Here is a 23,993-nt window from a genome sequence, read left to right on the forward strand (position 1 = left end):
GCAACCAGTTAGAGGAAGGTATTTTAGCTTATCAAGGATACTCTATATGCAATTAAATAAATACAAAACCAATATTTTATATGTATTGGTATGCCTCGCTTTATACCCTGCTAGCGCACTGGCAAATAAATTAACTATTGAACAAAGGCTGGAACTTCTTGAAACAGAGCTGACAGAAAACAAGAATGAACTGCAAAAAACAAAAGAAGAATTGGGGCATTACAAATCAAAGGTTGCATCTTTGCAGCACAGTATAATAGCAAATGGTTACCGCAAGGCAGCTATTTCTGAACCATCAAAATCATCCCCCGTCGCCGATAACATAGCGAATGAAAATGGCGAACTCACCCAATCCGCGGAGAATGCTACGGTTAAAGGTAGTCAGCAGATAGCCGTTATTGACAGCAACGGTGAACAGACCACCATTGAAAGCGTCACGCTTAAAGATATCAGCAAGTACATTAAGGATGATATCGGTTTTAGTTACCAGGGATATTTTCGCTCCGGATGGGGGACGGGTAATCACGGTTCGCCGGAAACTTATGCAGCCGGATCGTTGGGCCGTTTTGGTAACGAAATGAGCGGTTGGTTCGATCTGACATTAAATCAACGCGTTTATAATCAGGATGGTAAAACGGCTAATGCGATTGTCACCTACGATGGTAACGTTGGTGAACAATACAACGACGCATGGTTTGGCGACAGTGATAATGAAAATATCATGCAATTCAGTGATATTTATCTGACAACTCGTGGTTTTTTACCTTTTGCACCTGACGCTGATTTTTGGGTGGGCAAGCATAAATTACCTCAGTATGAAATTCAGATGCTTGACTGGAAAACATTAACTGCGGATGTCGCCGCTGGAGTGGGTATTGAAAATTGGGCATTAGGGCCAGGCATGCTCGATGTTTCCTTAAGCCGCGATGATGTTGATGTCTATTCCCGCGATTTTGAACATACCACTCAAATGAATACCAATTCTGTCGATCTGCGCTACAGGAATATACCTTTATGGAATAATGGAATGTTATCGCTGATGGCCAAATACTCTTCACCTAATAAAACCAATCAACAGGAAAACAATGAAAATGACGGTAGCTACTTTGAAATAAAAGATAGCTGGATGTTGACATCAATACTTCGTCAAAACATGGAGCGTGATGCGTTTAACGAATTTACTCTGCAAATTGCTAACAACTCTTATGCCAGTAGTTTCGCCAGTTTCTCCGATGCAAGCAATACTATGTCTCATGGTCGTTACTACTATGGCGATCATACCGACGGTATTGCCTGGCGTTTGATTTCCCAGGGAGAAATGTATCTCGGTGACAATATCATTATGGCCAATGCTTTGGTCTATTCTCATGGGGAAGATGTATACAGTTATGAAAGCGGCGCACACAGTGATTTCGATAGTATTCGTACGGTTATTCGTCCAGCATGGATCTGGAATACCTGGAATCAAACTGGCGTAGAATTAGGCTGGTTTAAACAACGTAATAAAACTCAACAAGGTATTACCCTTGATGAATCAGCATATAAAACGACCCTTTACCATGCCTTTAAAGTTGGAACCAGTATTTTAGGCTCAAGACCTGAAATTCGTTTCTATGGCACATATATTAATATTTTGGACAATGAACTCTCTAACTTTAATTTTGATGATAAAAGTAAAGATGAATTTATGGCCGGTGTGCAAGCCGAAGTCTGGTGGTAATAATTTAATTAAGGAGAAATATTATGTCTGGTTTTAAAAGTGATTTCCTTTGGGGGGGCGCCGTGGCCGCACATCAACTTGAAGGGGGCTGGAATGAAGGCGGAAAAGGAATCAGTATTGCCGATGTTATGACTGCAGGGGCATATGGCGTTCCACGCGAAGTGACCGCAGGGGTAATGGAGGGACGAAACTACCCAAACCATCAAGCTGTTGATTTTTATCATCGGTACAAAGATGATATTAAACTATTTGCTGAAATGGGATTCAAATGTTTTCGCACATCCATCGCCTGGTCCCGAATCTACCCTCTCGGTGACGAAATTGAACCGAATGAAGCTGGATTACAGTTCTATGATGATATGTTTGATGAATGCCTGAAATACAATATCGAACCGGTTATTACTTTGTCTCATTTCGAAATGCCATACCATCTTGTCACTGAATATGGTGGCTGGCGTAATCGTAAAATGATCGAATTTTTTACCCGCTTTGCCAAAACAGTTTTTACTCGCTATCGGTCCAAAGTAAAATACTGGATGACGTTTAACGAGATAAATAATCAGGTTAATTTTCATGAAAGCCTTTGTCCGTTTACTAATTCCGGGGTTCTTTATTCTGATGATGAGAATGAATACGTTCGTGAAAAAATAATGTATCAGGCCGTACATTATGAACTGGTTGCCAGCGCAATGGCCGTAGATGCCGGGCACATTATTAATCCTGATTTTAAAATTGGTTGTATGATTGCGATGTGCCCGATTTATCCTCTCACCTGTGCGCCAGCAGACATGATGATGTCCATTAAGGCAATGCATCGCCGTTACTGGTTCACCGATGTTCATGTGCGCGGCCATTACCCGCAACATATGGTTAATTATTTCGCCAAAAAAAATTTTTCCCTCGACATAACTGAGAGTGATCTTGAGATTCTGCAGCATGGTTGCGTAGATTATATTGGTTTCAGCTACTATATGTCTTTCGTCACCCAATCCACAGATGATAACCCAGATTTTAATTACGTTGAGCCGCACCATTTAGTTAAAAACCCTTATATTCAGACATCTGACTGGGGATGGCAAATCGATGCCCAAGGGCTACGATATTCACTTAACTGGTTCTGGGATCATTACCAGTTACCGATGTTTATTGTAGAAAATGGTTTTGGCGCAATTGACACACTGAAAAATGACAAAACCGTAGACGATCAGTATCGTATTGATTATCTCACGGCACACGTCAGTGAAATGAAAAAAGCCGTGGTTGATGATGGCGTCGATTTAATCGGCTATACGCCATGGGGATGCATTGATCTGGTTTCTGCTGGTACCGGAGAAATGAAGAAACGCTACGGAATGATTTATGTAGACAAAGATAATTCCGGCAGGGGTTCACTGGAGCGTTATCGTAAAAACTCTTTTTACTGGTATAAAGAAGTTATTGCTCATAACGGTAATAATCTTTAATTATTTCTGCCATATCAACACATCACCGCGTGATCCACAGCGTGGGCCAGGCATCTGGCCCATGCCAGTTATCGCAGCTTGGCTCCTGGGCATAACGCACCAGACGAAAACGCTGACCGTCGTAGCGCCAGCGAGTCTGGATCCCGCAATCTGCCATCCCTCGCCCTTTGGCGAGAGTTACCAGCTCCCGCGATTTCTCGTCAAACGTAGCGTTGGTCAGCTCCATATCGCGACTTTCTGCATCCGTTTTAAAAGGCAGACTTAGCCGTACCGCACGTGAAGTCAATGGCGTAGTACGTGAAACCACCCACGCCAGATCGATGGTGTTATACGCCCCGGCCTCACAGCCGATCATCATCAGCGCTTTATCATCCGTTAAGGCCGTCACGCGTATCTCGCGACGCAGCGGATCGATCGAGCAGCGAATACCGTTGATCCGCCAGTTACCGTAGTCCAACAGTTCACTGCGCTCTTGCTGCGTGAGAGGCGTTGGTGTTGGGTTAATGACAGCCACGCCTTTTAAAGCGGGAGCCGGTGGTACGCTGAGCGGTGGCTCGTCGCCTTTTTCGATCCATGCGGTTTCGTTACCGACCCGTTTTTGCTGGGCGTCGATAAACAGCAGCGCGGCTTTTAGCCCGACCAGTGACAAGGTTTGTGCGCCTTTTTGCAGGGTTATCGCCTTCGCGTCCTGGACGGTTTGTAAAAATGCGCTGATGGTGGCCGGATCATCGGTCATCAGCTGCCAGGGGGTAATACGCCAGCGTTCGCCGCGAAGCGAGAGCGGTGCGCCATCCAACAGCAGACGTGGCGCAATATCGCTCTCTTTGATATTGGAAGACTCCAGTCCACCCAATTCAATACGCAACACAGCGTCGGTATGTGCCCCAGCGCTACGGCTTAAAGTCATGACCAGGCCGTGATGTTCTCCGGTATTGCGCGCCACGCAAAAGTTTTGGTTATTGCACGTTACCTGCCAGTCAGAAAACGCCTGTTGCGCAGGCGCTGCCCACAGCAAACTGACGGGTAACAACCCGAGCAGGAAAAGTAAAATAACGCGATAGCGCATGAACGGTACAACCCCGAAGTCAAAACACACAGCCTAAGCGGTATATTCCTTGCGCGACTGATGTGGCTCAATAAGAATCGTCGGATTGGCCGAAAATTTGTAAAGAAATATAAATACCGGTATTAGTCCATGAGATGCGACGACTGCAAATAATTCAGTAATAGCACCGTTTTACCGTCACGGATCTCACCCGTTTTAATCATTTCCAGCGCCTGGGTAAACGGCAGCTCCAGAACCTCGATATCTTCATCCTCCACACCGCCGCCCGCGTTTGCCCGCTGGTTGTCGCTGTATTGGGCGATGAAAAAGTGGATTATCTCCGTCACGCCCCCCGGCGACATGTACAGTTCGAACAGCTTACGTACTTCACCTACTTCAAAGCCGGTCTCTTCAATGGCCTCTTTGCGAATGCACGCCTCCGGTTCGTCGTTATCCAGAAGCCCGGCGCAGGCTTCAATCAGGTGACCATCTTCGTTACCATTGACCCAGGTAGCAACGCGAAACTGGCGAATTAACACCACCGTTTTCTTCTCCGGGTTATACAGCAGGATAGTGGCACCGTTGCCGCGATCGTAAACCTCGCGTTTATGACGAATCACCTCACCGTTGCTACGGGTCAGATCATAGGTGATGTTGCGCAGGATGAAGTAGTTATCGGAAAGGACTTTGTCTTTGATGAGGGTGATTTTTTGCGACATACCGGCTCCACGACGAAAAGTGAGAAATAATACTACGCCGTGAAACCGGGTTTGTCTTGAGCTCAGGCTAGTGAGATTTGGCTGATTTTACGCCCAGCCAGTCAACGATCCCCTGTGCAGCATGTCGCCCTTCCGCCATCGCCGTCACCACCAGATCCGCACCGCGAACCGCATCGCCACCGGCAAAGATTTTCGGGTTACTGGTTTGATAACAGTATGCGCTTTCAACATCGGCGGCAATGCGCCCCCAGCTATCGACCTTAACACCATGCTTCTCAAGCCACGGCATACCGTGCGGATGAAAACCAAACGCCATAATCACCGCATCTGCGGGCATAACAAATTCACTCCCGGCGATGGGGACCGGGCGACGCCGCCCCTGTGCATCAGGCTCGCCAAGCTGGGTACGTAAGAAACGCACGCCGCTGACGCGACCGTCGGCATGCAATACCAGCTCCACCGGCTGGACGTTAAATTCAAAGTTTGCCCCCTCTTCCCGGGCATTCTTCACCTCTTTTTTCGAACCCGGCATGTTGGCTTCATCACGACGATAGGCGCAGGTCACCTGGCTTGCACCGTGGCGCAGCGCGGTACGTACACAGTCCATGGCCGTATCGCCTCCGCCGAGAACAACCACGTTCAACCCGGCGGTGTCGATAAACGGCTCTTCAGGCAACTCATCCAGCCCCATCACCTGTTTGGTGTTGGCAATCAGGAATGGCAGTGCGTCATACACGCCAGGCGCGTCTTCATTCGGCAGATCCGCCTTCATCGAGCGATAAGTCCCGACCCCCACAAACACGGCATCGTAATCCTCGAGTAACGTGGCCAGCGTAACGTCCTTGCCGACCTCACAATTCAGTTCGAAATGAATACCCATGGCGCTGAAGATTTCGCGGCGGCGCGTCAGCAGCGATTTGTCCAGTTTGAAGGCCGGAATACCGAACGTTAGCAAACCGCCGATTTCAGGGTGGCGATCGTACACGGTGGTGTTGATACCGCTGCGCGCCAGCACATCTGCGCAGGCCAGACCCGCAGGGCCCGCACCGATGATGGCAACACGCTTGTCCACTTTCTGCACGTGGCTTATGTCTGGTCGCCATCCTTTGCTCAACGCCCGATCGGAGATGTAACGCTCAATATTACCGATAGTCACCGCGCCATGCTCGTTACGTACGGTACAGGCGCCTTCACAGAGCCGATCCTGCGGGCACACGCGCCCTGTCACTTCCGGTAAGCAGTTGGTCTGGTGAGAAAGTTCAACCGCCGCGTCGATGTTCCCGGCTTTGACCAGCTCAATCCACTGCGGAATATGGTTATGCAACGGACAAGTCCATTCGCAAATACTGTGGTCGCCGCACTTCAGGCAGCGGGACGCTTCCCGCTCCGCCTGTACTGTGCGAAACGGCAGATAGATCTCTTCAAAACTTGTTTTACGCGCTTCAATCGGTAGTTTATCCGGTTCGCCACGCGCAGGCGTAGCCTGCATTTGCTCACGTTTGGTAATGACATGTGGAACAAAATCGGTAGCGCTGGCATGCCAGGGCTGGCTTTCCAGACTGGCGGTACGCAACCTGCGCGCTTTTGACAGACCGGTCAGCGAATTCTCCGTCACCAGCTGTAACGCCTGCGCCGGACAGTTTTCTACGCAGGCGGGTCCCTGTTCACGCTCCTGACACAAATCGCATTTGTGCGCGGTCGCTTTGACCTTTCCTTTAGCGACGGGCGTGAGTACGATCTGCATGGTGCCGAAAGGACAGGCCACAACGCACGATTTACAGCCAATACACTTTTGCGGGTTAACCTGGACGCTGTCATTTTCATGGCTGATTGCCCCGTTCGGGCAACTTCGGGCGCAGGGCGCATCTTCACAGTGATGGCAGGTTACCGCACTGCGCTGCTTCTGATGCTTGATGACGGTAATTCGGGGCTGAAAATGCCGTTGGCTCAGGACATGCTGCTCGCCGTTGTGAGCCATGACGCAGGCGACCTCACAGGCATGGCATCCCAGGCACTGCTGGCTATTGACCATAACAAAACGATTCATGGCTTCCTTCTTTTTTGGTTGCAAAAACCTTATTCTTTATATGAGTGTTGTTATTAACCGACACGGAAGGAAGCGGCAATGTTCATTTGCCCAGGAAATGCAACTATTTATCCAGAACCTGTGGCAGATCAATTTATTTCATCGCATATGAAATTGTGTTTCAGTTACTATTCAGTTTCATGGCGTTTTTATTAACATTTATCAAATACACCGCATCGTTCAGGCTGTTTTAAGGCGCGACGTGTATTGTGTGGGGATGCACAAGTGACGGTAAAGCGTCCGGTCTCGGCCAGTCTGGCTAAAGCTTTTTTCTACATCGTGTTGCTGTCGATTCTCTCAACGGGTATTGCGCTGCTCACGCTGACCAGCAGCTTACGGGATGCTGAGGCCATCAACGTTGCGGGCTCATTGCGCATGCAAAGTTACCGTCTGGGTTACGATCTGCAAAGCCAAAGCCCGCAGCTCAACGCTCACCGCCAACTTTTCCAGCAGGCGTTAAACTCACCCGCATTACAAAATCTGAACGCATGGTATGTTCCGCAAGCGGTAAAAAGCCGCTATGGGCATCTGCACGCCAACTGGCTGGAAATGAACGCCCGTCTGATCGATGGCGATTTAAAATGGTACCAGGCCAATATCAATAGCTATGTCGATCAAATCGATCTCTTCGTGCTGGCGTTGCAGCATTATGCCGAACGCAAAGTGATGTTAGTTTTCGGTATTTCACTGGCAGGCGGAATCGGCATATTCACTCTCGTCTTCTTTACCTTGCGGCGCATTCGCCAGCAGGTGGTACGCCCACTCAATAAGCTGGTGATGGCCAGCCAGCACATTGAACACGGTCAGTTTGATATCCCGTCGCTGGATACCGGTTTGCCCAACGAACTGGGGTTGCTGGGCAAGACCTTTAGCCAGATGTCGAGTGAGTTACATAAGCTTTACCGCTCACTGGAAGCCTCCGTTGCGGAGAAAACGCACGATCTCCACGAAGCTAATCGTCGCCTGGAAGTGCTGTATCAGTGTTCTCAGGCGCTGAATACCAGCCAGATTGACGTGTACTGCTTCCGCCACATTTTACAGATTGTCCGTGAGCATGACGCCGCGTATTTCCTGGAACTGACCGTCGGCGATAACTGGCGTATCAGCGAAGGGACGAAAAGCCCCGATCTCCCGATGCAGATCCTGCCGGTCACGATGCAGGAGACCGTTTATGGTGAACTGCACTGGCAAAGCCCAAACGTGAATGCTTCCATCCCGCTGCTCAACAGCGTTTCCTCAATGCTGGGACGCGGGTTGTACTTCAATCAGGCGCAAAAACATTTTCAGCAGCTGTTGTTAATGGAGGAGCGGGCGACGATTGCGCGCGAGCTGCACGACTCGCTGGCGCAGGTGCTCTCTTATTTACGCATTCAGCTCACGTTGCTGAAGCGCTCGATCCCGGAAGATAACGCCCCGGCGCAAAGTATTATGGCCGATTTTTCTCAGGCGCTGAACGATGCCTATCGTCAGTTACGCGAACTGCTCACCACCTTCCGCCTGACCTTACAGCAGGCCGATCTGCCCTCAGCATTACATGAAATGCTGGAGACGCTGCAAAATCAGACCTCGGCTAAACTGACGCTCGATTGCCGACTACCTACGTTGGCGCTGGACGCGCAAATGCAGGTGCATCTGCTGCAGATCATCCGTGAAGCGGTGCTGAACGCGATTAAGCATGCCAGCGCCACCGAAATTGCCGTCAGTTGTGTCACCGCGCCGGATGGCAACCACACGGTTTATATACGCGATAACGGCATCGGCATAGGTGAACCGCACGAGCCTTCGGGACACTACGGGTTAAATATTATGCGTGAGCGGGCAGAAAGGCTGAGCGGCACGTTGACCTTCTCACAACCCTCTGGCGGGGGAACGCTGGTGAGCATCAGTTTTCGTTCGGCAGAATCCGACGGTGGACTAACGTAAAAAAACGAACAGCGTCGTCGGGCCTGACGGCGTTGGCACGAAAGGTACGCCGTAAACGGGCATGATAATTTACATTATCTTCTTTTTTTCTCCACGTTTGACCCGTACCTTGCCGCTAAAGTGAAGCAAGTCATACCTATAACGATACGCAGAAACACGAGGTCCCCTTTTAATGGCGAATTTTTTCATCGATCGCCCCATTTTTGCCTGGGTGTTAGCTATCCTGTTGTGCCTGACAGGAGCCCTGGCTATTTTTTCGCTGCCCGTTGAGCAATATCCCGATCTGGCGCCCCCCAACGTGCGGATTACCGCGAACTATCCAGGTGCCTCTGCGCAAACGCTGGAAAATACCGTAACCCAGGTTATCGAGCAGAACATGACCGGCCTCGACAATCTGATGTACATGTCGTCACAAAGCAGCGGGACAGGCCAGGCGTCAGTTACGCTGAGCTTCGTCGCCGGAACCGATCCTGATGAGGCCGTCCAGCAGGTGCAAAACCAGTTGCAATCGGCAATGCGTAAGCTGCCGCAGGCGGTACAGGATCAGGGGGTCACGGTACGAAAAACCGGGGACACCAATATTCTGACCATCGCCTTCGTCTCCACCGATGGCTCAATGGATAAGCAGGATATCGCCGACTACGTCGCCAGTAATATTCAGGACCCGCTCAGCCGCATCAATGGCGTGGGCGATATAGACGCCTACGGCTCACAATATTCCATGCGGATCTGGCTCGACCCAGCCAAGCTAAACAGCTTCCAGATGACTGCCAAAGATGTGACCAACGCTATCGAATCACAAAATGCGCAGATTGCCGTCGGACAACTTGGCGGCACGCCTTCGGTGGACAAGCAGGCGCTAAATGCGACGATCAACGCCCAGTCCCTGCTGCAAACGCCAGATGAATTCCGTGCGATTACACTTCGTGTCAACCAGGACGGATCTGAAGTTAAACTGGGTGACGTAGCAACAGTTGAAATGGGTGCAGAAAAGTATGACTACCTCAGCCGCTTTAACGGCAACCCGGCTTCTGGTCTGGGGGTGAAACTGGCCTCCGGGGCCAATGAAATGGCAACGGCAGAGCTGGTGCTTAACCGCCTTGACGAACTGTCACAGTATTTTCCGCACGGGCTGGAATACAAGGTGGCGTATGAAACCACCTCTTTTGTTAAAGCCTCAATTATCGACGTGGTGAAAACGCTGCTGGAAGCGATTGCGCTGGTATTTCTCGTGATGTACCTGTTCCTGCAAAACTTCCGTGCCACGCTTATACCGACCATCGCCGTTCCGGTAGTGTTAATGGGCACTTTCTCCGTGCTTTACGCCTTTGGCTACAGCGTTAACACCTTGACGATGTTTGCCATGGTGCTGGCGATCGGCCTGCTGGTCGATGACGCCATTGTGGTGGTGGAAAACGTCGAGCGTATTATGAGTGAGGAAGGACTCACGCCGCGTCAGGCAACGCGGAAATCGATGGGGCAAATTCAGGGCGCGCTGGTCGGCATCGCTATGGTACTGTCGGCGGTGTTCATCCCGATGGCCTTCTTTGGTGGTACTACCGGGGCTATTTACCGCCAGTTCTCGATTACCATCGTCTCCGCGATGGTGCTGTCCGTTCTGGTGGCGATGATCCTCACCCCCGCCCTGTGTGCCACCTTGCTCAAACCACTGCATAAGGGCGAACATCACGGACAAACGGGTTTCTTTGGCTGGTTTAACCGGATGTTTAATCGCAACGCCGAGCGCTACGAAAAAGGTGTCGCCAAAATTTTGCACCGTAGCCTGCGCTGGATCCTGATCTACGGCCTGCTGCTCGGCGGCATGGTCTTCCTGTTCCTGCGTCTGCCCACCTCCTTCCTGCCGCTGGAAGATCGCGGCATGTTTACTACCTCGATACAGTTGCCCAGCGGCTCCACACAGCAGCAAACGTTGAAAGTGGTTGAGGAAGTAGAGAAGTATTACTTCACCCATGAGAAAGACAACATTATGTCGGTCTTTTCCACGGTTGGTTCCGGCCCGGGCGGGAACGGTCAAAACGTAGCGCGTATGTTTGTCCGTTTAAAAGACTGGGATGAGCGCGACGCCATCACCGGAACCTCTTTCGCCATTATCGAACGTGCGACCAAAGCCTTTAATAAGATTAAAGAGGCCCGCGTCTTCGCCAGCAGTCCTCCGGCGATTAGCGGCCTCGGAAGCTCTGCCGGTTTCGATATGGAGCTGCAGGATCACGCTGGTGCCGGTCATGACGCGTTAATGGCCGCACGCGACAAGTTGATTGAACTGGCCGGGAAAGACGCGTCCCTGACCCGCGTTCGTCACAACGGTCTGGACGACAGCCCGCAGCTGCAAATTGATATCGATCAGCGCAAAGCCCAGGCGTTGGGCGTTTCCATTGACGATATCAACGACACAATGCAAACAGCCTGGGGCTCCAGTTACGTTAATGACTTCATGGACCGGGGCCGCGTGAAGAAGGTCTACGTGCAGGCGGCGGCAAAATATCGCATGCTCCCGGACGACATCAACCTATGGTACGTACGCAACAATAGCGGCGGCATGGTGCCTTTCTCGGCCTTTGCCACGTCACGTTGGGAAACCGGTTCACCGCGTCTGGAACGCTATAACGGCTACTCCGCCGTCGAGATCGTCGGTGAAGCCGCACCCGGCGTCAGCACCGGTACAGCGATGGACATCATGGAATCGCTGGTCCATCAGTTACCAACCGGATTCGGCCTCGAATGGACGGCAATGTCCTATCAGGAACGACTGTCGGGCTCTCAGGCTCCAGCCCTGTACGCTATTTCTCTGTTGGTGGTATTCCTGTGTCTGGCTGCCCTGTACGAAAGCTGGTCGGTTCCCTTCTCCGTCATGCTGGTTGTGCCTCTGGGGGTAATTGGCGCGCTACTCGCCACCTGGATGCGCGGCCTGGAAAACGATGTGTACTTTCAGGTCGGGTTACTCACCGTTATCGGGCTTTCGGCAAAGAATGCGATATTGATTGTTGAATTCGCCAATGAGATGAACGAGAAAGGACACGATCTGCTCGACGCCACGCTGCATGCCTGCCGCCAGCGCTTGCGTCCAATTCTGATGACGTCGCTGGCGTTTATCTTCGGAGTCTTGCCGATGACCATTAGCAGCGGCGCAGGTTCCGGCGGCCAACATGCGGTGGGGACTGGCGTAATGGGTGGGATGATTTCAGCCACGATCCTGGCGATTTACTTCGTGCCCCTGTTCTTTGTACTGGTGCGCAGACGCTTCCCGTTGAAACCGCGCCCGGAATAATCGGACACAAAAAAGGCGACTTACGTTGAGTCGCCTTTTTTTATCCCTTGCAGGATATGAATTTCTTCCAGAAAATTATTTACGAAGCATCACTTCGATAAAGTCTTTCCAGTTCCCCAGTTCACGTTCAATCATAACAACCTCTCTTATTATTATGAGCATTCTACAAAAACATCATCATCAAAAGAAGATCATTTAACCGATGGTTGTGATTACATCCTCCCGTGTTTGGGGTTATGTATTCACTATGCGCCATACCCATAAATTTTATGTGACTTAATGCAATATTTTGAAATATTCATACACTATCTACTACTTTGCCAATTCTGATGGAAAAACAGACTGATGCAAACAGATAAATTCTGAATTGTGGTTCAGTACAGATTATTGGAACTTTCAGGAATTATTATTAACCATTGCTCAACAATGTTATATTTTTCTATAACGCCTGAATGACAATATGTATTATCTGCATTCATCAGCACAAGAATAGATATTCAAAATTAGTTAATAAGGATTCAAATGATCACCCTCTACGGTATTAAGAATTGCGACACAATTAAAAAAGCCAGACGCTGGCTGGAAGAAAATGAGGTCGACTACCGCTTTCATGATTATCGCGTCGATGGTCTGGACAACGCGCTATTACACACTTTTATCAGCGAGTTAGGTTGGGAGGCACTGCTCAATACGCGTGGCACGACCTGGCGTAAACTGGATGAATCCACTCGCAGTCAAATCACCGATGCGGCTTCCGCCGCCGCGTTGATGATTGAAATGCCAGCAATTATCAAACGCCCATTGCTCTGCGCGCCGGGTAAGCCTATGCTGCTTGGTTTCAGTGAATCCAGTTATACTCTGTTTTTTAATGAGGTGTAATCTATGTCGTGCCCGGTTATTGAGCTGACACAGCAGCTTATTCGCCGTCCTTCTCTGAGCCCGGATGATGCCGGGTGCCAGGCGTTAATGATTGAACGTCTGCGCGCGGTAGGTTTTACCGTTGAGCGTATGGATTTTGGTGACACACAGAATTTTTGGGCATGGCGCGGTACAGGTGAAACCCTGGCGTTTGCCGGTCATACTGACGTAGTGCCTGCCGGCGATGTCGATCGCTGGATCAATCCGCCGTTCGAGCCGACCATTCGCGATGGCATGTTATTCGGGCGTGGCGCTGCCGATATGAAAGGCTCACTGGCGGCAATGGTCGTGGCCGCAGAGCGTTTTGTCGCCCAGCATCCAAACCATCAGGGTCGTCTGGCGTTTTTGATAACTTCAGACGAAGAAGCCAGCGCCAAAAACGGCACCGTGAAGGTGGTTGAAGCGCTAATGGCACGTAACGAACGACTGGATTATTGCCTGGTCGGCGAACCGTCCAGCACCGAAATCGTTGGCGACGTGGTGAAGAATGGACGTCGTGGTTCACTGACCTGCAACCTGACCATTCACGGCGTGCAAGGCCACGTAGCCTACCCTCATCTGGCCGATAACCCGGTACACCGCGCAGCACCAATGCTCAACGAACTGGTGGCGATTGAGTGGGACCAGGGGAACGAATTTTTCCCGGCGACCAGCATGCAGATTGCCAATATTCAGGCAGGTACCGGCAGCAACAACGTTATCCCCGGCGAACTGTTTATTCAGTTCAACTTCCGTTTCAGCACAGAACTGACCGATGAAATGATTAAAGCACGGGTTCACGCGCTGCTGGAAAAACATCAGCTGCGTTATACCGTCGACTGGTGGCTTTCCGGTCAGCCGTTCCTGACCGAACGCGGTAAACTGGTGGATGCAGTAGTGAACGCTATTGAGCACTATAATGAGATTAAACCGCAGTTACTGACTACAGGCGGGACGTCCGACGGGCGCTTTATTGCCCGCATGGGGGCACAGGTAGTCGAACTTGGGCCGGTCAACGCCACTATTCATAAAATAAATGAATGTGTTAATGCCGCCGACCTGCAACTGCTTGCCCGTATGTATCAACGTATCATGGAGCAACTCGTCGCCTGATGAGTACTCCCGCAAGAGGAAAAATGCATGGACTGGCTAGCTAAATATTGGTGGATTTTAGTGTTAGTGTTTCTGGTAGGCGTGCTGCTTAACGTGATTAAAGATCTCAAGCGCGTCGATCCAAAGAAATATCTCGCCAACAAGCCGGAGCTTCCCCCGCATCGCGACTTTAACGATAAATGGGACGACGATGACGATTGGCCGAACAAGGATCAACCGAAAAAATAAACCAACACAGGCCGGAGGAAACTTCATATCGCCATCCGGCCTACGGATTAAATCATCTCAATCACATCATCATCATGAGGCTTACCGCCGCTCAGCGCTTCATCAAAGTAATGCTTCGGTACGGTAAAACGCAGATGATCGAGTGCAAACTGCATGCTGCGTTCATCAATGGCATGCCCCAGGTTTTCGACGATATCCAGTGTCACATCTCCACCCGCAGCAATTAATGCCTCTTGCGCAGCAACGGCGTGAGATAACTCAATCACCCGATCTTCACCGCCGTGAATCAAATGCACCGTCGTCGCGGTGGTTGCCGTCTCTGGCAAAGTAGCATAGCGACCATTGAAGGCAATGACCCGCGACGCCAGCCCCGGCTCGGCTTTGATGCTCTCAAGCGACATAATCGAACCCTGAGAAAAACCAATCAGCGCGGTAGCCTGCGGTGAAACGCCGCTTTGCTTCTGCCAGTAACGAACGGTTTCGATAAATACCGGCATAATCGCGTCAATACGCGCCTGGCGGTTATCTTCCGTTACGCCCTGTACCGAAAACCACTGACGTCCGGAAGTCGTACCGTAAGGCTCTGCCCCGCCAATACTGACAATTAGCGCATCCGGAAACAGCGGCGCAAACCAGGAGCCAATTTCGCCCATGGCAACCGGGTTATCGCCGACGCCATGAAACAGCAGCAATAGCTGTTGAGCGGGTTTATCGGGACTTTGAACAACAAAATGGTCATGTTTCATGGCGATCTCCTTAACTGATGAGAATCATTCTACGCCGCTTAACCGCAATGACCATGCCAGGAAATTGAAGATGTTAGTGAAAAAATTGCCATTGCATAATGCGATTATGTAGCCGCTGTGCACGCTCAGCATCCAGCTGATTTAAGGCCTGTGCCGCTTCAGCGCGCTGAACGACCAGCAGCGCTTTACGGCCTGAGACCTTCAGCTGTTGGCATAATTCGGTGTCGCTGCGTTGAGCCTGTATACGTCCGCGCAATGCCGGAAGGGGTAACTCGCTGTGCTCAAGCAGACGGCTCAGACAGCCCAGTGATGTCAATAGTGGTCGATGCGCGAAGGCAAACCCAGCCAGCTCATCCCAATCATCCTCATTAAGCGTAGTCTCTTTCAGCGGAGTAAGCGGGATGTGCTCATCGTTCCACTGCGCCAGGATTTCCGCATCCCGACGCAAACGCTGATGCTCTCGCCCGGCAAGGCGCTTGCCCGCTTCGCTGATGGGCAGCAACGCCATGGCGGTATAACAACCGCTGCTGGCTTCGCGATGGTTCCCCATCCGCACCAGCACAAAACCACAGCGCTGCCAGAAACCCCATAGTTCAGCCGTATAACCAAAACTGACGGACAGATAGTCACACTGCGAGCAATAGTGCCGGGCCTGCATAATCAGCTGTTGCCCAATACCTTCTCTTTGGCGCGCAGGATGAACCGCGATTCGACTGACCCGCCGCCCGACAAGCGTCGCCGCTAAGGGGTCACTACCGTGCGCCGCCAGCGACTGCGCAACCAGATTGCCTCTGGGTCGGCGATATCCGGCCCAGACGGCCTGGCTTAATTCTGCGGATAATCCCCCTTCATCGACCAGCCAGACGGCTCCCGCCACCGAATCAGCAGCCGAAGCCTGCAGAAAATGCTGCCCCGGCGCGTCCATCATGCGTCGCAGGTCCAGCGGTGAGGTACGATAATGCGCCCCGGAAAGCAGCTGATATACCGCCAGCGGCAGCGCCGGTTGAAAACGCCATGATTGCTGCTCAAATGTCGAGTAGTGCAACTCCCCCGATGGAACATGCGTGAGGTTATCATCGTCAAACACCAGTGCATCGCTGACGATTTTCTCCAGGGGGCATCCCTGCGCCCAGCGCACGGGCTGCTGCAACTCATAGCGTCGCAGATTGGGAAAGCGGGCGCAGAATTTGAGCAAAAAGCCCCTGCCGGTCCCCTCGTAGCCCTGTACCGTAGTGGTTAACAGCGTTCGGGGAAAACGCGCCACCAGTTGCTGCAGCAGCGGCGCGGGGATCGCAGCAGCTTCATCCACGATCAGCCAGTCTGCACGTGCTGTACTGCTTAACAGCGCATCTGGTGCCATAAAGCGATAACGCTCTGCGGCAAATTGCGCCAGCACATCTGTTGCTGCTTTCGCTGGCGCGGTAACGATCGCCGTCCCGTTTATGCGTGATATCAGCTGTCCTGCCAGCGCGGACTTACCCCGACCACGCGCAGCTGTGATGGCCACCACGCCGGAAGACATATCCAACAAGTGCGTTAAAATCATCGCCTGTTCAGGCTGTGGTTCACCGGTTGCCGCGTGCCAGTCGACACGAGCAGGAAAGTGCGGACACAAAGCGGGCTGATGTTGCTGCCAATGCAGAGCCTGCCCGTCACGGGAAATCACTCTTTTGAGGTGTTCAATAAAGTGCGGTGTTGGGACGGGTTCTGCGCAGTCGCTCCAGCGCAGTGAGTCCGCATCAGGATGCGTGTGCCAGGTATGCCACGGTGGAGTCAGCAACACCAGCCAGCTCCCGGCGATCAGCGTACCGCTTAAGGCGGCAAATGCTGCAGCGTCAAATCCCTGCCCGGCGTCGAAAACAGCATGACGAAACTCACGCCCCAGTAACGTTTGCAGCGCCTGTGGCGTACAGTTTGGTTCAGCAGGGGCATTCGCCCCTACCCACAACCAGTCGCCGGGTAATATGTCGCGTAGCGATAACGCCTGCCCCTGACACCAGTTTTCCTCGCCACTGATAATCAGCAGACGACGGATCCCCTCACGAGCCATCTGTTCGGTTAACGCGCTCAGCGCTGTGTTATCAGACATCCCTGCCCCAGTATCTTAAATGCCTTTACCAAACGTATTACATTGTCCCGGATCGCCGCTGTCAAAGCCGCGCTTAAACCAGGTAAAACGCTGTTCGGAAGTACCGTGGGTAAAGCTGTCCGGCACTACGCGCCCTTGCCCTTGCTGCTGCAGGCGATCGTCGCCAATGGCCTGAGCGGCGTTCAGCGCCTCTTCCAGGTCGCCGGACTCCAGCACGCCCTGCTGCTGCATGCTGTGGCCCCAGACGCCAGCAAAGCAGTCCGCCTGCAATTCCATACGTACGGAAAGACGGTTCACCTCAGCTTGTGAGGCGTTCTGCTGCATCTGGCGAACTTTCGGTTCAATACCCAGCAGTTTCTGTACGTGGTGGCCCACTTCATGCGCGATAACATAGCCCTGGGCAAAATCACCATCGGCGCCCAGCTTGTTTTTCATATCGTCATAGAATGAGAGGTCGATATACACCGTACCATCCGCCGGGCAATAAAATGGCCCCATTACGGACTGGCCCGCGCCACAACCGGTCCGCGTCGCTCCGCGATACATGACCAGCTTTGGCTGTTGGTAGGTCCGCCCCATTTTTTCAAACTGCTGCCCCCAGGTATCTTCCGTGGTGGCCAGAATCACTGAGGTGAATTTTGCCGCTTCATCATCATTGGGGCTGATGGAGTGTGATGATTGCTGTTGGGATACAGGTTGGCCGGTCATTAATCCGGTAAGATCCACGCCATAATAACCTGCGACAAGCACCACAATCAGCAGGATGATACCGCCTTTACCACTGGGTAAACGAAAACCTGGTCCGCCCATAGAGGGGCCGCCGCCAGAGCTGTTTCGTCTGTCTTCCACATTGTCACTTTCACGACGCCCTTGCCAGCGCATAATCACCTCAACTTTTTTATTCATTATGATGATGATCGTAGGCGGTTCGGAACAGGATTACCATAAGAAACAGTAATCAAAATCGGCGGGATTGATGAGCCGGAGAGCGATCGCCGGCTCAGGGGAGGATTAGTCTAACTTCACACCCAGACGATGCGCGACGGCTTCATAGGCTTCGATCAGGCCGCCAAGGCTCTGGCGGAAGCGATCTTTGTCCATTTTATCCAGCGTTTCTTTGTCCCACAGACGGCTACCGTCCGGTGAGAATTCATCGCCCAGGACCACTTCGCCTTTATACAAACCAAACTCAAGTTTGAAGTCGACCAGAATCAGACCTGCATCATCAAACATCTTTTTCAGCACGTCGTTGGCTTTGTAGGTCAGCTCTTTCATACGCGCCAGATTCTCTTTGCTCACCCAACCAAAGGTTTCGCAATAGGAATCGTTAATCATTGGATCGTGCATAGCATCGTTTTTCAGGAACAGATCAAACAGCGGTGGATTCAGTTCAATACCTTCCTCAACGCCTAAACGCTTAACCAGTGAGCCTGCCGCGCGGTTACGTATCACACATTCAACCGGTACCATCTCCAGTTTTTTCACCAGACATTCGGTATCAGAAAGCAGTCGCTCCATCTGGGTAGGAATGCCCGCTTCTTGCAGTTTAGTCATAATGAAATGGTTGAACTTGTTGTTCACCATGCCTTTACGGTCAAACTGTTCAATGCGCGCGCCATCCCCTGCTGACGTATCATTGCGGAATTCGAGCACCAACAGGTCCGGGTTTTCCGTGCTGTATACGGTCTTCGCTTTACCACGATACAACTCAGCTTGCTTTTGCATCTTTATTACTCCTGGGTGTGAATTAACGATAAATATTGCGTTTTTCTGCCGACGCACACGTTTGCGTATCATATCAGAAAAAAAGGGCTGGATAACTCCAGCCCTTCATTTTTACTTACTGAACGCTGCCTGGAAGACTGCGACCAGCGCGTCGTTCTGGCTTTGCGTCAGGGTATGCCCCTTCGGATCGATAAACTGCAAGCTACTACGGTTGTCTAAATCACCGACCTGCAGTTTATAGTCGCCGGATACCAACCCCGGATCGCTTGCGCCCAGCTCCTGCCAGCTGCTATCAGACAGTGGTTTGTAGGTCACGGCGATGCTGCCCTGAGAACGGGTGCTGTCGGTCACTTTCATCCCCACTTTCTCAAGCGCTGCCGGCAGACGCTGCCACACCACGTTGAACGGTCCGCGTACCACCAGCATAGGTAAACCGGTGTCATCGGCGGCGCTCTGAACATCCATGGTGGCTGCAGAGCGGTTCTGCGCAGCATTCGCGGCGTCGTTGGCGTTCTTGTCCAGACCAGCAGAGATAACGTTCATCATCTCAGCGCTGTAACGCTGCATTGATGCCGCATCGGCAACGGGTTTGCCCGCCTGCTCAAGGTTAATCAGTTTCACCGTTATCGCTTGCTGATAGCCCTGCGGTTTAACCGAGATTTGATAACGCCCACGGTACTGCTCGTCTTCATCCAGACGGTTCCAGTCGACCCAGTCGGTGGTTAACGTCTGGCTGGCATCATCACGTTTGGCGATTGTGTAGTTTTTAGACTGAATGACACTCACAACCTGCGGCCACAGCGTGTTACCACGACCATTTTCAACCAGCAACGTTGAGGTATCGCCTGCGATTTGCGTGCGAGCACCGGTGACTAACGCTAACGGCTGAGCCGGTGGACGAATATCCAGTGCCTTACCCACGGCACCGCTGCCGTTGGTTACCGGGATATTATAATCACCCGACATCACCGGCAGAATCATTCCAGCTGGAGCATGAAGCTCAGCAAGCGGTGTGGCCTCCAGATAGGATTCATCACCGCTCACCTGGCGCTTATAACGCGAGTCAGAACTACAGGCCGCGAGCAACATAACAAGCGAAACACCCGCAACCTTGGCCAGGCGCGACTTTTGTACTGAGTAAGCCATCAAATCTCCCTAAACTTTACAGCAAACCGGCATGCTTAAGCGCCGCTTTGACGATTTCACGAGCATTGTCCGTGATTGGCGTCATCGGCAGACGCAGCGTATCGGTCGCCACAAGTCCCAACTCCTTACATGCCCATTTCACGGGGATAGGATTGGGTTCGACAAATAGTTTGTTGTGTAACGGCATCAGACGCTGGTTAATCACCCGTGCTTCAGCAAAATGACCAGCCGCCGCCAGTTTGCACATTTCAGCCATATCGCGCGCCGCAACGTTAGACGTTACGGAAATCACGCCATGACCACCGAGCTGCATGAAATCCAGTCCGGTCGCGTCATCACCGCTAAGCAGAATAAAGTCGTCTGAAACCAGCTCTTTGATCTGGTGAACGCGACTTAAGTTCCCCGTGGCCTCTTTAATAGCGATAATATTTTTTACTTTCGCCAGACGACCTACGGTTTCCGGCAGCATATCGCAGCCGGTACGGGACGGCACATTATACAGAATTTGCGGCAGGTCAGTATGTTCAGCGATGGCTTTGAAATGCTGGAACAAACCTTCCTGGGTTGGGCGGTTGTAGTAAGGCGTCACCGTCAGGCAGCCGACAACTCCGCTGTCGTTGAAACGCTGCGTCAGACTAATGGCTTCCGCGGTCGCATTGGCGCCGGTTCCGGCAATGACCGGAATACGCCCGTCAGCCAGCTCCAGGGTCATCATCACCACATCGCCATGTTCATCATGACTCAGGGTGGCCGACTCACCAGTGGTGCCAACCGAAACGATCGCCGAGGTGCCGCTGGCGACATGATAATCAATCAGTTTTTTCAGGCTCGACCGGCAGACTTTACCTTTCTCATCCATCGGCGTAACAAGCGCGACAATACTTCCCGTGAACATGGGCCATCCTCTGTGCAAACAAGTGTCTCAATGGTACGTTTGGTACGGCAATAAAAGCAAGCGACCAGAGCCGTTCTGATTGTTGTATGCATGTTTTTTTTATGCTTTCCTTATGATTACCTCACCGCTCAAAGGAAGAACAGGTTTGACTTCGTCATCGCAACACTATCTGGTCATTACTGCGCTGGGTGCCGACCGCCCGGGAATTGTGAACACCATCACTCGTCATGTCAGCAGTTGCGGCTGTAATATCGAAGACAGCCGACTGGCCATGCTGGGTGACGAGTTCACGTTTATCATGCTGTTGTCTGGCACCTGGAATGCCATCACCCTGATTGAATCAACCTTGCCGTTGAAAGGCGCAGAGCTGGATTTACTGATTGTGATGAAACGCACGACCGCGCGTCCCCGTCCGGCAATGCCTGCCACGGTATGGGTGCAGGTCGATGTTCCCGATTCTCCGCATTTAATTGAACGCTTCACCGCCCTGTTCGACAGCCACCAAATGAATATTGCAGAACTGGTGTCACGCACACAACCGGCGGAAAACGGAAAGGCGGCGCAGTTGTTTATTCAAATTACCGCACATAGTCCTGCGTCACATGATGCGGCAAATATTGAAGATGCCTTTAAAGCACTCTGTACAGAACTCAATGCGCAAGGCAGTATTAACGTCGTCAATTACTCACAGCATGATGAACAGGATGGAGTTAAGTAATGAACCCACTGAAAGCCGGTGATATCGCACCGAAATTTAGCTTGCCGGATCAAGACGGAGAACAAGTAAATTTAACCGACTTCCAGGGACAGCGTGTTCTGGTTTATTTTTACCCGAAAGCCATGACACCCGGCTGTACCGTCCAGGCCTGCGGCCTGCGCGATAACATGGATGAGTTAAAAAAAGCAGGCGTTGAAGTGCTGGGAATCAGCACCGATAAATCGGAGAAACTTTCCCGTTTTGCGGAAAAAGAAGTCCTTAACTTCACGCTTCTGTCCGACGAAGATCATCAGGTTTGCGAGCAGTTCGGCGTCTGGGGTGAGAAGTCATTTATGGGCAAAACCTACGATGGCATCCATCGCATCAGTTTCCTGATTGATGCCGAAGGCAAAATTGAGCACGTGTTCGATGACTTCAAAACCAGCAATCACCACGACGTGGTACTGAACTGGCTGAAAGAGAACGCCTGATTTACGTTTTACCGATCCAGGTCTGATGGCGACACTACGCGTCTTATCAGGCCTGGATCCGCCCCCCCATAGGCCGGAAAAAGCGTTTATTCAAACGTCCCTTTTACGCAGGCTTTCTTCTCTCTGACCACGGCTTTTCCCTTCGCCCACAGGTGATTAACCTCCAGCGCATCGTTAAGCACCAGAATGTCTGCATCGCATCCCGCCGCCAGACGCCCCTTATGTTCGAGACCCAAAAATTCTGCGACCGTACGCGTCAGCGGACACAGCGCCTGTTCCAGCGGGACGGCATGCACCTTCACTAACTGACGCACCGTTTCAGCCAGAGATTCAAACCCTGCGACACCAATGCCGGTGAGATTACCCAACGCATCAAATTCCGGCTGACTACCGTTGCCGTCCGAACTCAGGGTAATGCGTGACAGCGGCACATTCTGGCGCAGCGCCGTGGCAATGGCCATGGCCGGATCGACAGGCTCATCAATGCTGCTGGTAATATCGATAAATCCGCCCTGGCGGGCATACTCCAACGCCGCCTGGAACAACGGTTCCGCACGGTTAACGTGTGTCGGCAACAGCCTGGTGATCGGAACATCACAGCACTCGAGGATGTCGTACAACGGCTCCAGCATGCGCGGGCTGTCACCCATGTGGAAAACACTGATCCCCGGCTTGCGCCCTAACAATCCGCCAACGCGTGACTGCGCCGCCATGTTCGCCAGCGCCGAGGTGTCCGGGGCGGAGGAACGATGGTCAGAAACCGCGCATTTCACGCCAATGACTTTATCGATCAGCGCCACGTCGCGATCGATACTGCCGGTGATGGTCGGCGATGGCAGAGAATAGGCCCCGGTCAGCATCCATGCGCTGATACCTTCCAACTCCAGCGCGCGGGTTTTCGCCAGCAGCGATTCCGGGTGACGGGTGATGCCATCGGTACCCAGCAATCCCACCACCGAAGTGACGCCAGCTTCCACCAGTCGTGACAAGCGCACTTCCGGCGTACGCGTGTGCGGCCCCGCTTCCCCGCCGCCGCCAATCAGGTGGACGTGCTGATCAATAAACCCCGGGCACACAATCGCACCATCAAGATGGATGCACTTGCAACCGGGAAAGTCTTCAGGAGAAATCGACGGCGCGATGGCAACAATTTTAGTACCAGAGACCAGAATATCCTGGCGTCCTAAATCTTCCGGCGCGTACACATGTCCCTGCAGGAACAACGTCAAATTAAGAATTGAACAGTTCATAACCTTCCTTGTCAGGCAATTACCTGCATAACCCAAATAGAGAGCAGCGCATTAATGGCGCATACCGCAATAATCAGTGGATAATAACGAGGATGGACCCCCGCAGTCCCCAGACAGCGTCCCACATTTTGCACCGGATTGCCCATCAGGTAGATAGCCGGTAGCAATACAGTCGCATCATGTCCCGAAAGCGTACCTGCGACAACCAGACTGGCGCAAACGCCGACACCGCCTCCCATACTCATCACCGCCGCCAGCAGCACGGTGGCAGATTCCCCCGGTAACCCCCACAGCGCCATAACCGGTTCGCACACCCGCCCGACAATCTCGAGCAACCCCGTCACCTTCAACGCCTGAATAATCACAAACGCCATCACCACGTTTGGTAACAGGCTGGTAGTTGCAATAGTAAACCCGCGCCGTGCGCCATCGATAAACATATCCATGACGTTTTTACGTACCTGCGTTGTCATC

Annotated in this window: 21 protein-coding genes; 9 read left to right on the forward strand and 12 right to left on the reverse strand. The window is 52.0% G+C overall.

The genetic code is table 11. From position 1 onward, the window contains the following. Window positions 1-46 precede the first annotated feature (46 nt). On the forward strand, window positions 47-1,720 hold the full coding sequence (locus tag ACU8YC_RS07250) for a carbohydrate porin (RefSeq protein WP_151217630.1): 1,674 nt from the start codon (window positions 47-49) through the stop codon (window positions 1,718-1,720). A 23-nt stretch (window positions 1,721-1,743) separates the two neighbouring features. After that, window positions 1,744-3,183 (forward strand): 6-phospho-beta-glucosidase, encoded by a 1,440-nt coding sequence (locus ACU8YC_RS07255; RefSeq protein WP_210904489.1) that lies wholly within the window; start codon window positions 1,744-1,746, stop codon window positions 3,181-3,183. Window positions 3,184-3,205: 22 nt separating this feature from the next. Here ACU8YC_RS07255 and ACU8YC_RS07260 read toward each other — a convergent pair whose 3' ends face one another. The 3 genes from ACU8YC_RS07260 to aegA all read right to left on the reverse strand — a co-directional run bounded on the left by ACU8YC_RS07260 (window position 3,206) and on the right by aegA (window position 6,994). After that, window positions 3,206-4,249 carry a DUF1176 domain-containing protein gene (locus tag ACU8YC_RS07260; RefSeq protein WP_151217631.1) on the reverse strand — a complete coding sequence of 348 codons (1,044 nt, stop codon included), beginning with the start codon at window positions 4,247-4,249 and terminating at the stop codon, window positions 3,206-3,208. A gap of 122 nt (window positions 4,250-4,371) precedes the next feature. Continuing rightward, a complete protein-coding gene (gene nudK / locus ACU8YC_RS07265) occupies window positions 4,372-4,947 on the reverse strand; it encodes a GDP-mannose pyrophosphatase NudK (RefSeq protein ID WP_151217632.1) in 576 nt (191 codons plus the stop codon). A gap of 67 nt (window positions 4,948-5,014) precedes the next feature. Next, on the reverse strand, window positions 5,015-6,994 hold the full coding sequence (gene aegA, locus ACU8YC_RS07270) for a formate-dependent uric acid utilization protein AegA (RefSeq protein WP_446895150.1): 1,980 nt from the start codon (window positions 6,992-6,994) through the stop codon (window positions 5,015-5,017). Window positions 6,995-7,258: 264 nt separating this feature from the next. Here aegA and narQ point away from each other — a divergent pair, with 264 nt between their 5' ends. Both narQ and acrD read left to right on the forward strand, forming a co-directional pair. Further along, window positions 7,259-8,956, forward strand: coding sequence for a nitrate/nitrite two-component system sensor histidine kinase NarQ (gene narQ / locus ACU8YC_RS07275; RefSeq protein WP_151217634.1), 1,698 nt, complete (start codon window positions 7,259-7,261; stop codon window positions 8,954-8,956). Window positions 8,957-9,128: 172 nt separating this feature from the next. After that, entirely contained in the window at window positions 9,129-12,242 is a 3,114-nt protein-coding gene (gene acrD / locus ACU8YC_RS07280; RefSeq protein ID WP_151217635.1) for a multidrug efflux RND transporter permease AcrD, read from the forward strand. A 75-nt stretch (window positions 12,243-12,317) separates the two neighbouring features. Here the strand turns inward: acrD and ypfM are convergent, their stop codons facing one another. Next, on the reverse strand, window positions 12,318-12,377 hold the full coding sequence (gene ypfM, locus ACU8YC_RS07285; protein WP_001386977.1) for a protein YpfM: 60 nt from the start codon (window positions 12,375-12,377) through the stop codon (window positions 12,318-12,320). Window positions 12,378-12,764: 387 nt separating this feature from the next. On the opposite strand from ypfM, the gene ACU8YC_RS07290 reads away from it, so the two are divergent. From ACU8YC_RS07290 to ACU8YC_RS07300, 3 genes are read left to right on the forward strand one after another with little or no spacing between them, the layout of a single operon-like run. After that, window positions 12,765-13,121: an ArsC family reductase gene (locus ACU8YC_RS07290; protein WP_151217636.1), complete on the forward strand. Its 357-nt coding sequence runs from the start codon at window positions 12,765-12,767 to the stop codon at window positions 13,119-13,121. A 3-nt stretch (window positions 13,122-13,124) separates the two neighbouring features. Continuing rightward, the gene (gene dapE / locus ACU8YC_RS07295; protein WP_005121892.1) at window positions 13,125-14,252 is read left to right on the forward strand and encodes a succinyl-diaminopimelate desuccinylase; all 1,128 of its coding nucleotides are present in this window, start codon (window positions 13,125-13,127) and stop codon (window positions 14,250-14,252) included. A 27-nt stretch (window positions 14,253-14,279) separates the two neighbouring features. Then, window positions 14,280-14,480 carry a membrane protein gene (locus ACU8YC_RS07300; protein ID WP_003037974.1) on the forward strand — a complete coding sequence of 67 codons (201 nt, stop codon included), beginning with the start codon at window positions 14,280-14,282 and terminating at the stop codon, window positions 14,478-14,480. A gap of 47 nt (window positions 14,481-14,527) precedes the next feature. Here ACU8YC_RS07300 and ypfH read toward each other — a convergent pair whose 3' ends face one another. The 6 genes from ypfH to dapA form a co-directional block, all read right to left on the reverse strand. After that, complete coding sequence (gene ypfH, locus ACU8YC_RS07305) at window positions 14,528-15,226, reverse strand: esterase (protein ID WP_151217637.1); 699 nt, start codon at window positions 15,224-15,226, stop codon at window positions 14,528-14,530. A gap of 73 nt (window positions 15,227-15,299) precedes the next feature. Beyond that, window positions 15,300-17,315, reverse strand: coding sequence for a tRNA(Met) cytidine acetyltransferase TmcA (locus ACU8YC_RS07310; protein WP_446895151.1), 2,016 nt, complete (start codon window positions 17,313-17,315; stop codon window positions 15,300-15,302). Between the two features lie 15 nt (window positions 17,316-17,330). Continuing rightward, entirely contained in the window at window positions 17,331-18,197 is an 867-nt protein-coding gene (gene ypfJ / locus ACU8YC_RS07315; protein WP_005121887.1) for a KPN_02809 family neutral zinc metallopeptidase, read from the reverse strand. A gap of 129 nt (window positions 18,198-18,326) precedes the next feature. Then, a complete protein-coding gene (purC, locus tag ACU8YC_RS07320) occupies window positions 18,327-19,040 on the reverse strand; it encodes a phosphoribosylaminoimidazolesuccinocarboxamide synthase (protein ID WP_446895152.1) in 714 nt (237 codons plus the stop codon). A gap of 111 nt (window positions 19,041-19,151) precedes the next feature. Beyond that, a complete protein-coding gene (gene bamC / locus ACU8YC_RS07325) occupies window positions 19,152-20,186 on the reverse strand; it encodes an outer membrane protein assembly factor BamC (protein ID WP_370619889.1) in 1,035 nt (344 codons plus the stop codon). Window positions 20,187-20,202: 16 nt separating this feature from the next. Further along, entirely contained in the window at window positions 20,203-21,081 is an 879-nt protein-coding gene (gene dapA, locus ACU8YC_RS07330) for a 4-hydroxy-tetrahydrodipicolinate synthase (RefSeq protein ID WP_006683510.1), read from the reverse strand. Between the two features lie 145 nt (window positions 21,082-21,226). Here dapA and ACU8YC_RS07335 point away from each other — a divergent pair, with 145 nt between their 5' ends. Together ACU8YC_RS07335 and bcp are read left to right on the forward strand one after the other, a co-directional pair. Next, window positions 21,227-21,799, forward strand: a complete 573-nt coding sequence (locus tag ACU8YC_RS07335; protein WP_043017165.1) for a glycine cleavage system transcriptional repressor — start codon at window positions 21,227-21,229, stop codon at window positions 21,797-21,799. After that, window positions 21,799-22,269 carry a thioredoxin-dependent thiol peroxidase gene (gene bcp / locus ACU8YC_RS07340; RefSeq protein ID WP_151217641.1) on the forward strand — a complete coding sequence of 157 codons (471 nt, stop codon included), beginning with the start codon at window positions 21,799-21,801 and terminating at the stop codon, window positions 22,267-22,269. The genes ACU8YC_RS07335 and bcp overlap by 1 nt, the downstream gene beginning before the upstream one ends. 86 nt (window positions 22,270-22,355) lie before the next feature. Here the strand turns inward: bcp and iadA are convergent, their stop codons facing one another. Both iadA and ACU8YC_RS07350 read right to left on the reverse strand, forming a co-directional pair. After that, entirely contained in the window at window positions 22,356-23,519 is a 1,164-nt protein-coding gene (gene iadA / locus ACU8YC_RS07345; protein WP_151224078.1) for a beta-aspartyl-peptidase, read from the reverse strand. Between the two features lie 11 nt (window positions 23,520-23,530). Next, window positions 23,531-23,992, reverse strand: a complete 462-nt coding sequence (locus tag ACU8YC_RS07350) for a YjiG family protein (RefSeq protein ID WP_446895153.1) — start codon at window positions 23,990-23,992, stop codon at window positions 23,531-23,533. Window position 23,993 lies beyond the last annotated feature (1 nt).

The sequence above is a fragment of the Citrobacter sp. VF227 genome, assembly GCF_052950715.1.